We start from the raw sequence: 12851 nt of genomic DNA on the forward strand, positions 1-12851 counted from the left end.
GTACGGATTACCTGAGGAAGTCGGCGACGAGGGGAGCTTTTATCTAAATCCGATTTATTCAACAAAGCCCACCCAAAGCAGAAGTTGGGTATTGCTGATGCGTAGTTTTATTGTCTGCGCCAACGACGTCATAACCGAAGTTTTCGTAAGTATCATTGATGGTGGAATTATCAATGGTCAGTTGCAATGGTGACTGGTCGTATTCATTGCGGGCTGTAGAGCCACAAGTAGAATCCGTAGAACCCACGCAACGGGAAGTGATCATGCCATTCACGGTGGTATTGGTGATATTCAGGACATTACTGGTATTGCTATCAAAACCCAGGTAATGCGTAGAGATAACGCCGTTTACGACTGCATTATTGATTGAAGAGTAGATGTCTCCGCCAGTGTAACTGTTATTGGCACCATCATTATCAACATAGCCGTGATAGCCAATATAACCAGACTGAATCGAGTCACTGTAGAAAGTATCGTATACGGTGCCGGAGATGTCTGCTGACATCGCCGCAGGTGCTGTTACTGCAACAGCGCAGGCCAGCGCTATTTTAGAAACGAAGAACTTTTTATTCCATGCATGCATTTATTAATCCCTCAACAAAAAATAGTCAGCATGAATCAACTGAAATATTCCAGTTACTATGCTTTGATTTATATTACAGAAGAGACAGAAGAACTGTTCGACGGCGGGATGATATTTTAATGCATGGTGTTATTCAACAAAGAAGTTCACACAAATCTGAAAGAAAGCTGAATTATTTTTGTGATTTAAAGTTCTGAATTTAATTTATTTGGAATCTTTTAAATAATGTTTTCCTTTGTGGTTTCTGAATGATGACGACATATTAGAACTTATGATTCTGTGCAGACCCTTGCCTGGCAGGCTCTGCAGCGGAGTTTTAAGGCGTGGTAATCCGCTAAATCCCACGTGGTGAAGGGTTTTTCAGGATATTGACCATATTTATTTTTGTGAAAATCGTTAAGGTGCATTTTTAGGGTGAATATTTTACTTAGTGGTTTAGTTTCTTACATTATGCAATGTGTTGGTTAAAAGTATTTATTTATCGGAAACTGTTTTGATGGATAACAGGGGGAATAGGCATGCACCAAATGTTTATTTATTTGATGCAGATCAACGGGAGTTATTCGGTATTCATTGATAAGAATTATGCATTATCGTGTATGATTTCTGTATGTGATAATTGCGGGGCGCGCTGAGAGTAAAAGGCGATACTTCGTTATATCGTTGTTTAGGATTTACGTCGTACTATGGGTTTCTGTTCTGCTATGTTTGGACTATCCCTTTGAGCCCTGATAGACGCTTTTTAACCCAAAAGAGACCTGCCATCAAATTGAAAAAGCCTGTTTTCAGTGTCAGGAGGATCGTGATGTTCGTCCTTTTCCTGCTCATCTGTATCGGTCTGTACTTGCTTGCCCTCAACAGCTATTGCGATCAGGGCGGCAACTTTGACCTTGGTGTTTGCTCTATCACCTCCTTTATTCCTTTCTGAGTAATGCCTGCCAGACGAATCTGCGAGCTTTGGGATTTGCAAACCGGTAAGAAAACCCTGTTTTTTTGTGAATGGCTTCCCTGACCTGCCGGGGATGGTAAGATGCTTGCTCTGAACATTCAGTGGTAGGGTAGTCAATGTTTGATTTCGCAGTGGGCCAAAGCAGCCTGGCTTCATTGGTGCTGTGTGCACTCTCAGTGCTGTTATTCCTTCTGGTCTGGTTTTTCGTCAGCCGCGCCAGCGTCAGGGCAAATGAGCAAATTGCTTTGTTGCGCGAGATAGCTGAGCTGCAACGCCAGCAAACCGAGTTGCTCAAGGTTCTGGCTGCACAGGCAAGAGGCAATGCGCCCTCCGTTGAGGCAGACGATGATTCTGCTCTCAGCCTGCGCGGATTTATTCCTGAACGATAATTCCGTTTTGTTAACCCGCCAATTGGCGGGTTTTTCATTTACGCCATTCATTCACAAAAGTGTCTTATTCTTCCGTTAGTCTCCACGCATGTGCCCTGCAGGATGGAAGAACAGATGATCAAATGGTCTGAAGAAAACGACAGTGAAGTAAACCACAACATTGCCTTATTGACCGGAGAGGAGCCTGAGAAGTGGTATCCCTATGGCGGCATGAAAGGCAAAGATTATTGCAACAACCCCTCCGATGCGTGGCCGATTATTTGCGCCAACAAAATCAGCATAAATTTTAAAGAGTTGCAGAGCGATCCCCTCTGGCTGGCAGAAATCAGCAGCCCGCACGGTCAGTGGCAGGCGCAGAGCAAGCGGCCGCTTCGTGCAGCAATGGTATGTTTCCTGCTTAGTAAAACTTGCGCATAATTAAAAGCGCAGAGATACTCAGATTGTGACAAGGTTTTGCAGAGAAGTGATTCGAATAAGCATCGCATAAAGCGATGCGTATCAAGTGATTAATGTTTCCTCATTTTGACAGTTGTGTCTAAGGCGGAGTCCATTATGAAGCGCATCATTAAAGGTGATAAAAATCTTTCCCATCTGGTGGTTGCTCATGCAGCTATCGACAGTCATGAAAAAGCCTACGGCAAACGTCGTCAGGGCTGGCCTTCTACCTACCTCATTAAATACAAAGATGCGCGTGTTGCGGTCGAAGTCGTGACCCGCAGACAATCCTATGTGGCAACTCTCATGATCGGCGCCAGAAATCTGACCAAACTTTGTGGTATGCCTGCCTGATAAGCAGAGCGACGAGTCTCAAACTTAAAACCGTGCCGGATTCTCCGACACGGTTTTTCTTTATACCGCCTTCGCTGGCAGGCGAACCTGATGCAAGCTGCCGCGAGGGAAGGGGCGTTTTATCAGCCTGAGCATCAGGGAGATAAGATCCATCATCAGCAGCAATGTGCCCGTAATAGCCAGAATCATAAACCCGGCCAATGTCAGGATGATGAGTTTTAGCGCCGGTGGCAAAGTGAACCGGCGAAAGCGAGAGCGCAGCCATAGGCGTCCATATTGTGTTTGGATCTGCATAATGTGCGTCAGCCGCGCAGTAAACGACTTGCGGTTTTTCGTTGTGTTCATTGTCATAAAGCGTCTCCTTTCAGAACATCTTTAGTACAACATAGAGTTATTAAGATTTTCTTAATGTCCGCTAAACGCTCATTTGCCACATTATTTTGCACTTTCTGTCTGTGGTGTGACCGGCAATTATGATAATTATTCAATATTGCAGGCCTGAACTGCTCTCCGGAACCGTCGTCATCTCACAGGAGCCTTATGCCAGGTAAAAATCCCTATTACGATCCTTCAAAAGCACATCATACGCCTGAGGGGTTCACCAATGCCGAACCGCAAAACCGGCAGGAAGGCGACCTAAAACGCTGGAGGAAAGAACGCAAAGAGCAGGGTTTGCCGGTTCCTCCTGAAAAAGGGTATGAACATTTTGTCAGCCAGTGGTGGCAGGCGGCTGATTTCAGTGGAACCGATGACCGGTTATGGTTTTTAGGCCACGCCTGCCTGTTGCTTAGGGTGTCGGGTCGCTACATTCTGACCGATCCGGCGCTTTCTGACCGTGCTTCGCCGCTGAGTTTTTACGGACCGAAAAGGAAAACACCCGTCGCGGCCTCCGTCGATAAGCTGCCAAAAATAGACGTCGTGCTGTTTTCGCACAACCACTACGATCATCTGGATCGTATGACGGTTCGTCGTCTCCTGCGCCGCTTCCCCGATGTGCAATTTATGGTGCCGCTGGGAATGAAATCCTGGCTGACGCGGCGTGGCGCAAAGCATGTTGAGGAACTCGACTGGTGGGAAGAACGAACGTTCGGCGAAATCACGATTTCTGCAGTACCGGCGCGTCACTGGAGTATGCGCACGCTATGGGATCGCAACCGGTCGCTGTGGTGCGGCTGGGTGGTGGCCCATCCTTTATTAAAATTCTACTTCTCCGGGGACAGTGGTTACAGCGACCAGTTTGAAAAAATTGGGCAGCGTCTGGGGCCATTTGATTTGGCAGCGATTCCGGTTGGCGCGTATGCACCAAGATGGTTCATGAGTGCGCAGCACATGGACCCGCAGCAGGCTGTCGAAGTGTTTAAAGAATTGCGTTGTCACAAAGCGGTGCCCATTCACTGGGGCGTTTTTGAATTAGCGGATGAATCACTCGATGAGCCTTTACGCGAATTATCTCAGGCTGTGAGTCAGAGCGACTTGCCTGAAATGGAATTCAAACCTTTAAAAATAGGTGCAAGCATATCTAAAGGTTGAATTTCATTTTTCAGGGCGCGAACAGGTGGAGAAAGTAAATGGCACGCCATTAAATGAGAAGTATTATCAGTTAAAGTGAATAACCCCTCTTAACACTCACAAAGATGAGGGGTTATAAAGTTGTTAATTACAATCCCGCTGACGCTTAATTCTCCTGCCAGCAGCGTGCATTTGTTCAGAATAATGGCTCGTCAGAATATCCCAAATGCGTTGTTTTGAGCGTTAACTGCAATTTTTTCAGGTTATACAGTGGATTATAGGGCGCTATACCAGAGACCCGCGTGCAGGAATCAGTAACCCTTTTTGTCGTTTTCCCGATGAAAGATCGAAAGAGTTATGTGACTCATATCTTTAAGTGATAAATCTAAGATGAGATTTCGATCACGGAATTTAATATTTATTTTTTATATCGATATTTAATATTTGAATAAGACTGGGGGCGGATGTTTATTAACTGTTATCTCGGTTTAACCAACTCGCAAACTTTAATTCATTATAATGTCAAAATCCGGAATGTCGAAAAAATGGCTTTATATAGGTACCTGTGTGGAATTGAATTCTCCCGGGCTGCTGTGTTTCGTTGTATTATCTCCCGGAGATAAAGGCGCACAGTTTAGGTGCATTTATTCCTTTATCCTCCTTTGTTTTGCACCATTTTATCCGTCTATGGCGTAATTGATTATTGCATAACCAGTCATACCGTTCGGATATGTTCTTGTCGGGGTGCCCGTTCTGTCTGACAAGTGTGCAACTCACCCGCCAGACAGGCTATCACACAAGTGTTGCCTGCCGGGAGGTGCCCGACTGTCACGAAGAATCCCTGCTTCCTGAAGAAGTCTGGAATGCGCACCGCAATAAAAATTCAAATAAACATGTGTTTTACGCTTACGGTTCTGCATTAAATGATCAATAATCGAAACAGGTCGTTATTGTTTTGTTTGATATGCAGGTAAAACTGCAAAGCAGAAAAAAGCATGTCTATCAACATATTTCAGCATAACTGAACACGAAGTGCCTTTAACCGGCTCAAATATGTGCGACATGTCCATCACTGATTAAAAATGGCTTGCCATCGAATTCAGAGTATGTGATAACGCATCTGGGTAAAACGAGGTACAGTTCTGTATATGTGTGGCATTTTCAGTATAGAAGTTCTGAGTAAAGACGTTCACGTTGAATACCGCTTCTCTGCCGATTCTAATCTTAGTGCCTCAAGCAGTAACGACTCTAGTTTGTCTATGTAACGCCCTCGGGCGGTTTAAACAATCCAAAGGAAATACTCAAGATGGCAAAGATCAAAGGTCAAGTTAAGTGGTTCAACGAGTCTAAAGGTTTCGGTTTCATTACTCCTGCTGACGGCAGCAAAGACGTGTTCGTACACTTCTCTGCAATCCAGGGTAACGGCTTCAAAACTCTGGCTGAAGGCCAGAACGTAGAGTTCGAAATCCAAGACGGCCAGAAAGGCCCGTCAGCAGTTAACGTAACTGCAATCTAAGCAGCGCTTAGCTGTAAAAAAACCCGCCATGCGCGGGTTTTTTTGTGCCTGTATATCCGGTGTTTCTCAGGTTTATAAGATCATAATGCCCGATTGTTGGTTGCGGCCACTGATCCCCAGATGCGTCGGGTCTTTCGCGCGCTGATGACTGTTGCGTCGAAAACTGGTGTATTTGAACCCGTTTCCGCCAGGCGCTTCGGTACAGATTGTACAACTACCGGCATGATCAATGCCCGCAAAGCCGAGGGAATATAGTTTGGTACTGGCGATTGCCGCCAGATCGAGATGCCGGTGCCGGGGCGAAATCAGTGAAGCAGGCAAATCGAGGCGTTGCATAAAATCATCGACCAATTCCTGGCTGACTTCATAACAGCAGTTTCCTGCCGCCGGACCAATCGCCGCAAACCAGTCTGACGTATCGCCGTTCTCATTAATCCGCTCAGCCATTTTTTCAAGAATGCCGTCGATAAGCCCGCGCCAGCCGGCATGTATCGCCGCGACTTGCTTACCATCCTTGCGGCAAAAAATAACCGGTAAACAGTCAGCCGTGAAAACCGCCAGCAGAATTCCGGGCGTTGACGTGATAAAACCATCGGCCTCGCCGCAGTCTTGTCCGGGCTGAACGACATCTACAATATGTGTGCCGTGAACCTGTTTCTTTTCAGGGCGGGTAGATTCATAAGCTTGCAGGTGTACGGGGAGCAGATTTTCTTTGTCGCCGAATCCATGCAGGATCCCGGGGATAGGGCTGAGTAAAGCTGAGTTGTCACTCATCTCGTTTCTCGGTTAGAAAAATGTTATCGACTCAGTGTAGCCGTCTTTGAACCGGATTTTCCAGCAGTTGCAACAACAGTACGCCTTCTTTAGACTTAGCCTTGTTGCGAATTTTCGCCCTTTTCAGACTTTCCTTGCAGGTTTTCCGCATGACTTATCAATGTCCACTTTGTTTCCAGCCGCTTGAGCTGACAGGCCAGCAATGGCGGTGTGCCGCGAATCATCAGTTTGATAACGCCAGAGAAGGCTACGTTAATCTGATGCCGGTGCAGCATAAACGCTCGAAACAGCCCGGGGACAGCACAGAAATGATGGTTTCGCGCCGTGCATTTCTCGACGCCGGGCATTACCAGCCATTACGTGACCGGCTGGCGGACATTCTGGATAACGCGTTGCCGGAAACCGCGGAAACGCTACTTGATATCGGCTGCGGAGAAGGGTATTACACAACCGCGCTGGCGGAACGCCTGTCTCATCATCGCAAGATGAATGTCTTCGGGCTGGACGTGGCGAAAGTGGCGATCCGCTACGCGGCAAAACGCTATCACAATGCGTCATTTTGCGTCGCCTCCAGCCATCGTTTGCCGTTCGCCGATAACTCTCTGGACGCGGTGGTACGCATCTATGCGCCATGCAAAGCGCAGGAGCTTTACCGTGCTATTAAGCCCGGTGGCGTGGTGCTGACCGTCGCACCTGGTCCGCGTCATTTATATCAGATGAAGGGCATGATTTATCAGGATGTTCAGCTCCATGCTGAACTGGATGAACAGCTTGAAGGTTTTGAGCGCGTCAGTACAGAAACGCTGGCTTACAATATGCGCCTGTCAGGCGCTGAAGCGTTTGATTTACTGCAAATGACGCCGTTTGCATGGCGGGCGACGGAAGAGGTGATGGCGAATTTAAAATCTCAGCCTGCGTTCGAATGTGAGACTGATTTTGTGATCAGACTGCACCAGCGCCAGTCTGACTAAAAGAGCCGGTTTTTGCTAAATCAGCCTAAGTAACCGAGATGTTCTAGCAGGATACTCAGGCCAATACCGATCAACACCACGCCTCCCAGCATTTCGGCCCATTTACCCAGCAACGGGCCGATAAACCGCCCCAGCATCATTCCCAGCGTAGACATGATCATCGTCGCCATACCGATAAAGATCGCGGTATGGATGATGTTCACTTCCAGAAACGCAAGACCGACCCCGATGGCTAACGCGTCCAGACTGGTGCCTACGGCCGTGGCTGCGAGGATCCAGAAACTGTGGCGGCTGGCCAAAGTGGTCTCTTCTTCAGGTTTTTTTTTCAGGCCCTGAATAATCATTCGTGAGCCGAGAATGAACAGCAGAATAAAGGCGACCCAGTGGTCCCATTCCATGATGTATCGGGTGGCAAATAAGCCCAGACACCAGCCAATAAGCGGGGTGATGGCTTCAATGACACCGAAAATGAGACCGGTACGCAAGGCTTCGCGAAAGCGCGGGCGATGAAGGGTTGCCCCTTTACCGATGGATACGGCAAAAGCGTCCATAGACATGCCGAAAGCAAGAATCAGTGTGGCGGATAAGTTCACGAGAAGAGTCCCGGCCGGGTATTCCATATACACGTAACCCACCCCCAACCTCCCGGCAGCGCTACGTGTCTATGGTCTCGCCAACCTTACGGATGCCCGCACCACGTTTCAGAATATAAAACGAGTATGTTGATACGGGCGTTTTTGAATACACATTATTAAAACTGATTCAAAAACCGGCTACTCCCCAAATGACGGCGCAACCTTATCATAATATTTTTATTCGGGACAACAACAAATAAAATAAGGGTTTCAAATGGAGCCGAGAATTATTCCCACAAAGAATAAATAATTATCAAACTGACTGAAATAACAACGGCGTTGATGTGGAATTAAACAACATTGTTATTAATAAGGTTAAGCAATGTTATCGTTAATATGCATCAGGCTATAACTAATATACGAGTGTCAAAGATCAACTTACTGATTATTAACCATTAAATTATAAATTCTTTCAAGATCGTCCAGTTCATTGACGCGAATGAGTAACTTTTTCTGCTCTAACTCAAATACCAGTACCCCATCTTCGGAAAGATTCATGCTTCTGATCCTGTCGTAGGTGATGAATGTATTGGCGAAATAAAACCCCTGCGGTTTGAACAGCATTTTTGGCCAGCGAATAAACGACAAATAGAAGGCAATCAGGCCTAAACCAATTAACAGATAATTTGTTATCACCGTGCCGTTTGAATGGATATTGTTGTACAGAAGGATCGCCAGCAGGCCAATGAAAATGATGGAATCCAGTCTGTTGCGGCGTCGCAGGTTCACCCGCAGCTGTGTTTTGCCATTCCGGGTACCCATGATGAATTCGTCGTAGATGGCGTAGGCAAGCAACAGAAGGGTAAACAGGGCGAGGACAATATCGGTGACAGACATGAAAAACTCCAGCAAACAGCCATCAGGCAAAACAAGATAGAAACACAGCAACCGGCAAGCGACAGCGATAAAAAAACCGGGGGATTGCTCCCCCGGTTTTGAAGGTTATCAGAGACCTAACAGACCAATCCAGTAACCGAAGATACCGATGGCGAAGAAGCCAACGATAATCCACAAGGCATTCACTTTCTTACGCAGCAGCCACATACAGCCGAAGGTCAGCAGTAAGGGCACCAGGCCTGGCATCAGCTGATCCAGAATCGTCTGTACCGTGGTGACCGTGGTATGGCCCGTCTGGTCGGTGATTTTGGAGACCACCAGCGGAATGTTTACGTGCGTCCACTTGTTAACCAGGGCCCCCATGACAAAGAGGCCGAGAATTGACGCCCCCTCAGTCAGTTTTTGCAGGAAGCCGCCGCCCATATCGTTAACGATATCGACACCTTTTTTGTAGCCATAAGACACGCCGTAGTAACGGGTCAGCAGACGTACAAGGTTAAACAGAACGAAAAACAGCAGTGGCCCCAGCAGGCTGCCGGTCATCGCGATACCTGCGCCAAGTGCCGCAAATACAGGACGAACAGTACCCCAGAAAATCGGGTCACCCACACCGGCCAGCGGCCCCATCAGACCGACTTTCAGGCCGTTGATGGCCGCGTCGTCGATAGGTGCGCCGTTAGCACGCTGTTCTTCCATCGCCAGCGTTACACCCAGAACAGGCGCTGCAACGTAAGGATGAGTGTTGAAGAATTCCAGGTGGCGTTTGATAGCCGCTTTGCGATCGTCGTTATTTTCAGGATAGAGACGACGAATTGCAGGCACCATACAGAAGCAGAAGCCCAGAGCCTGCATACGTTCGAAGTTCCATGACCCCTGGAAAAGGTTGGAGCGCATAAACACACCGCGAATATCGCTGGCCGTGAGTTTTTTAACTGCAGTTTGATCAACCATGTCCTTCACCCTTAATCCAATTCGTTGTCGAGATCGTTAACACCCGGTGCAGCCGCTGCTTGCGCAGACTTGTTGTATTTCGGGCTCAACTGGATGTAAAGAACCGCCATCACCACACCAATCACACCCAGTGCAACCAGGTTGAAGTTGGTGAATGCAGCAGTAACGAAACCAAGGTAGAAGAACGGCATCAGGTAGCCAGCGCGCATCATGTTGATGACCATGGCGTAACCGACAACGACGATCATACCGCCGGCGATGTTCAGGCCGTTGGTGACCACTTCAGGGATAGACGCCAGCAAATCATGAACGATGGCAGTGCCCACAGAAACCGCAACGATGACGGCAGGGATTGCGATACGCATTGCCTGCAGAACCAGCGCTGAAACGTGGATCCAGCTGATCGCGTTCAGGTTACCTTTTTCAGCGGCCTTATCGGCAGCATGCTGGAAGGCAACGGTGATGGTACGAACGATGATAGTTAATACCTGGCCGGCCGCAGCCAGCGGGATTGCCAGTGCGATACCTGCACCAACAGACTGTCCGCCTGCGATAACCAGAATGGTGGAAATAATGGAAGCCAGAGCGGCATCGGGTGCAACAGCAGCACCGATGTTCATCCAACCCAGAGCGATCATTTCCAGAGTACCCCCGATGATGATCCCGGTTTTAACATCACCCAGAACAAAACCGATTAAGGTACAAGCAACTAACGGACGGTGAAACTGGAATTCATCCAGGATCGAACCCATCCCCGCAATACATGCAACAATAAATATCAGCACAATTTGTAGTGTGGTGATCTCCATTGCACTTCTCCTATGACCAAAGGACGCTGAGTATAAACAGGCGCATCAGGCAGATAACGTTGAGGGAATCTGCACAAATTCGATGTGCTTATTAATTCATTTTATTAATGAGATCCATCATCTTGAGGCGCGAGTCAGTAGAGACTTTACGCACTTCAAGCTCGATACCTTTTTCATTCAATTTCTTGAATGCTTCGATATCTTTTTCGTCGACGGACACGGCGTTATTCACCTGCGTTTTGCCCTGACGGAAAGCCATACCACCGATGTTTACGGTCGTGATTTTCACGCCAGCCTCAACCAGACGCAACACGTCAGTTGGGTTGGTGAACAACAGCATGACGCGGTCGTTGGCATATTTCGGGTTGTCCCAGACGCGAATGGCTTTCGCGACGTCGACAACGTGTGCGGTAACACCAGGAGGAGCAACCTGAGTCAGTAGCGTTTTACGCACGGTATCGGCAGCGACTTCATCGCTGACAACAATAATGCGGGTTACGTTGGTTTCTTTGGTCCAGCGGGTCGCTACCTGGCCATGAATCAAACGGTCATCGATACGGGCAAGGCCGATTTTCATATGGTCGTTCGGACCGGCAGGTTTCGCCGGGGCTGCTGCTTTTGGCACAGGCGCGGCAGCAGGGGCTTGAGGCGCAGCTTCCGGCGCTTTCAGTGCTTTCACACCGATTCGGCCAGTTTCTACTGCGATGGCAACCAACTCTGCGAAAGAGGGGTTATCATCACGTGCCATGAAAGTCTCTGCCAGCATCGGGATGTTAACACCGGTGACAACTTCGTAATTTTCTTTATCGACAACAATGCGGCTGGCGGCGTTGAACGGGCTGCCGCCCCATGTATCGACCAGGAAAAGAACGCCGCTGCTGGTGTCTAAACCACCCAACTTTGCCGTGTACTTTTCGATCAGGGTTTCGGCGTTTTCGCCGGGAACGAAATCAATGAAGGCGACATTATCCTGTTCACCTAAAATCATTTCCGCTGTTTTCAGCAACTGCTCAGCTGCTGACCCGTGCGTGCCGATGATAATAGCAATACTCACTCGCTACCTCCTCTGTTAACTCTGGGAAAGAGTTATGCACATAAGTAATGGTGCTGATGATGTCCGCCCGTTTTTATTCCTGAGGCGAACAGGGCACTCCCTGCGTAACTAATCTTTCCTTAATTTCTGATAAGACTGCTAAACAGTAAAACAGCAGAACCTCAACAGGTTGTGCGACGTGATTTATTTTAGTGTGCGAAAAAATAATTTTTGTGACGACTGTCCGTTATTCAACGACGTAATGTGAATACGCTTTCACGTGGGCAATAAAACAGCATAGTTGTTACAGGATGATGCTGAAGGTAAAAAATCATACTTTCTTCATATAATCATTCCTGATAGAGTAATTTTCCCAATAATTGAACAGGAGTACCGGGCCTCAGCCCTCCCTATGGACTGTCACCGACGTCACTATTCTTCGCTTTTTCACCTCATGATCACCGGCAAATCCGCCCCAATGGGCCTGATTTTTGCCGCACTGAAACCGCTTTCATCTGTTAATTTTGCAGTAAAAAAAGTTTGCCGGGCCTCTGAAAGCTCAGCGAATTGCGTTTCTTTGCGTCTTTTTTCTTTAACTCATTGCGGAGTCTGACATGGAATTTTTGATGGACCCTTCAATATGGGTCGGTTTATTGACGCTTGTTGTCCTGGAAATTGTTCTGGGTATCGACAACCTTGTTTTTATCGCCATCCTTGCCGATAAACTGCCGCCTAAACAGCGAGATAAAGCCCGAATCATCGGCCTGTCGCTGGCGCTGATTATGCGTTTAGGCCTGCTGTCGTTGATCTCGTGGATGGTCAAACTGACCACGCCGCTGTTTAGCATCGCACAGTTCAGTTTCTCGGGGCGTGACCTGATCCTGCTGGTCGGTGGCCTGTTCCTGCTGTTTAAAGCCACAACCGAGCTGCATGAAAGGCTGGAAGGGCACGATGAACAGGGAGCGCCAAACCGCGGCTACGCCAGTTTCTGGTCAGTAGTGGCGCAGATTGTTGTACTTGATGCGGTATTCTCGCTCGATGCGGTGATTACGGCAGTCGGCATGGTGAACAACCTGGCTGTCATGATGACGGCGGTGGTAATCGCC

Annotated in this window: 16 protein-coding genes, 1 pseudogene and 1 riboswitch; of the genes and pseudogenes, 9 read left to right on the forward strand and 8 right to left on the reverse strand. The window is 48.0% G+C overall.

The window, feature by feature from the left end; genetic code table 11:
* Positions 1-82: 82 nt before the first annotated feature.
* Positions 83-583, reverse strand: a pseudogene (locus J8X26_RS14410) (autotransporter outer membrane beta-barrel domain-containing protein); the annotation flags it as partial.
* A 799-nt stretch (positions 584-1382) separates the two neighbouring features.
* Here J8X26_RS14410 and mgrB point away from each other — a divergent pair.
* From mgrB to J8X26_RS14430, 4 genes are all read left to right on the forward strand, one after another.
* Positions 1383-1511, forward strand: a complete 129-nt coding sequence (gene mgrB, locus J8X26_RS14415; protein WP_370530260.1) for a PhoP/PhoQ regulator MgrB — start codon at positions 1383-1385, stop codon at positions 1509-1511.
* Between the two features lie 137 nt (positions 1512-1648).
* Complete coding sequence (locus tag J8X26_RS14420) at positions 1649-1921, forward strand: YebO family protein (RefSeq protein WP_152325642.1); 273 nt, start codon at positions 1649-1651, stop codon at positions 1919-1921.
* A 114-nt stretch (positions 1922-2035) separates the two neighbouring features.
* Positions 2036-2338: a phage protein NinX family protein gene (locus J8X26_RS14425; protein WP_112291072.1), complete on the forward strand. Its 303-nt coding sequence runs from the start codon at positions 2036-2038 to the stop codon at positions 2336-2338.
* A 135-nt stretch (positions 2339-2473) separates the two neighbouring features.
* Entirely contained in the window at positions 2474-2710 is a 237-nt protein-coding gene (locus J8X26_RS14430) for a DUF4060 family protein (protein ID WP_104922655.1), read from the forward strand.
* A 60-nt stretch (positions 2711-2770) separates the two neighbouring features.
* On the opposite strand, the gene J8X26_RS14435 is transcribed toward J8X26_RS14430, so the two are convergent.
* Complete coding sequence (locus J8X26_RS14435) at positions 2771-3061, reverse strand: hypothetical protein (protein ID WP_152325643.1); 291 nt, start codon at positions 3059-3061, stop codon at positions 2771-2773.
* 189 nt (positions 3062-3250) lie between these two features.
* Here J8X26_RS14435 and J8X26_RS14440 point away from each other — a divergent pair, with 189 nt between their 5' ends.
* The 3 genes from J8X26_RS14440 to cspE all read left to right on the forward strand — a co-directional run bounded on the left by J8X26_RS14440 (position 3251) and on the right by cspE (position 5735).
* A complete protein-coding gene (locus tag J8X26_RS14440) occupies positions 3251-4240 on the forward strand; it encodes an MBL fold metallo-hydrolase (protein ID WP_208951215.1) in 990 nt (329 codons plus the stop codon).
* 1127 nt (positions 4241-5367) lie between these two features.
* A complete protein-coding gene (locus J8X26_RS14445; RefSeq protein WP_071823629.1) occupies positions 5368-5484 on the forward strand; it encodes a DUF2627 domain-containing protein in 117 nt (38 codons plus the stop codon).
* A 41-nt stretch (positions 5485-5525) separates the two neighbouring features.
* On the forward strand, positions 5526-5735 hold the full coding sequence (cspE, locus tag J8X26_RS14450; protein ID WP_002221949.1) for a transcription antiterminator/RNA stability regulator CspE: 210 nt from the start codon (positions 5526-5528) through the stop codon (positions 5733-5735).
* A 72-nt stretch (positions 5736-5807) separates the two neighbouring features.
* On the opposite strand, the gene pgeF is transcribed toward cspE, so the two are convergent.
* Positions 5808-6509 (reverse strand): peptidoglycan editing factor PgeF, encoded by a 702-nt coding sequence (gene pgeF, locus J8X26_RS14455; protein WP_208951216.1) that lies wholly within the window; start codon positions 6507-6509, stop codon positions 5808-5810.
* 149 nt (positions 6510-6658) lie between these two features.
* Between pgeF and rlmA the strand changes: the two genes are divergently transcribed.
* Complete coding sequence (gene rlmA, locus J8X26_RS14460; RefSeq protein ID WP_208951217.1) at positions 6659-7480, forward strand: 23S rRNA (guanine(745)-N(1))-methyltransferase; 822 nt, start codon at positions 6659-6661, stop codon at positions 7478-7480.
* Between the two features lie 20 nt (positions 7481-7500).
* Here rlmA and mntP read toward each other — a convergent pair whose 3' ends face one another.
* The 5 genes from mntP to manX all read right to left on the reverse strand — a co-directional run bounded on the left by mntP (position 7501) and on the right by manX (position 11766).
* Positions 7501-8073 carry a manganese efflux pump MntP gene (mntP, locus tag J8X26_RS14465; RefSeq protein WP_208951219.1) on the reverse strand — a complete coding sequence of 191 codons (573 nt, stop codon included), beginning with the start codon at positions 8071-8073 and terminating at the stop codon, positions 7501-7503.
* 7 nt (positions 8074-8080) lie between these two features.
* Positions 8081-8275, reverse strand: a riboswitch (yybP-ykoY riboswitch).
* A gap of 218 nt (positions 8276-8493) precedes the next feature.
* A complete protein-coding gene (locus J8X26_RS14470) occupies positions 8494-8952 on the reverse strand; it encodes a DUF986 family protein (protein WP_195822888.1) in 459 nt (152 codons plus the stop codon).
* Between the two features lie 108 nt (positions 8953-9060).
* A complete protein-coding gene (locus J8X26_RS14475; RefSeq protein ID WP_120506051.1) occupies positions 9061-9903 on the reverse strand; it encodes a PTS mannose transporter subunit IID in 843 nt (280 codons plus the stop codon).
* An 11-nt stretch (positions 9904-9914) separates the two neighbouring features.
* Positions 9915-10712, reverse strand: a complete 798-nt coding sequence (locus J8X26_RS14480) for a PTS mannose/fructose/sorbose transporter subunit IIC (protein ID WP_101077145.1) — start codon at positions 10710-10712, stop codon at positions 9915-9917.
* A gap of 91 nt (positions 10713-10803) precedes the next feature.
* Entirely contained in the window at positions 10804-11766 is a 963-nt protein-coding gene (gene manX, locus J8X26_RS14485) for a PTS mannose transporter subunit IIAB (protein WP_152325649.1), read from the reverse strand.
* Positions 11767-12359: 593 nt separating this feature from the next.
* Here manX and J8X26_RS14490 point away from each other — a divergent pair.
* Positions 12360-12851, forward strand: a 492-nt coding sequence (locus J8X26_RS14490) for a TerC family protein (RefSeq protein ID WP_208951218.1), incomplete at its 3' end; no start/stop codon positions are given.

The organism is Rahnella sp. ChDrAdgB13 (assembly GCF_017655185.1).
In the GTDB taxonomy this organism is placed as follows: domain Bacteria; phylum Pseudomonadota; class Gammaproteobacteria; order Enterobacterales; family Enterobacteriaceae; genus Rahnella; species Rahnella contaminans.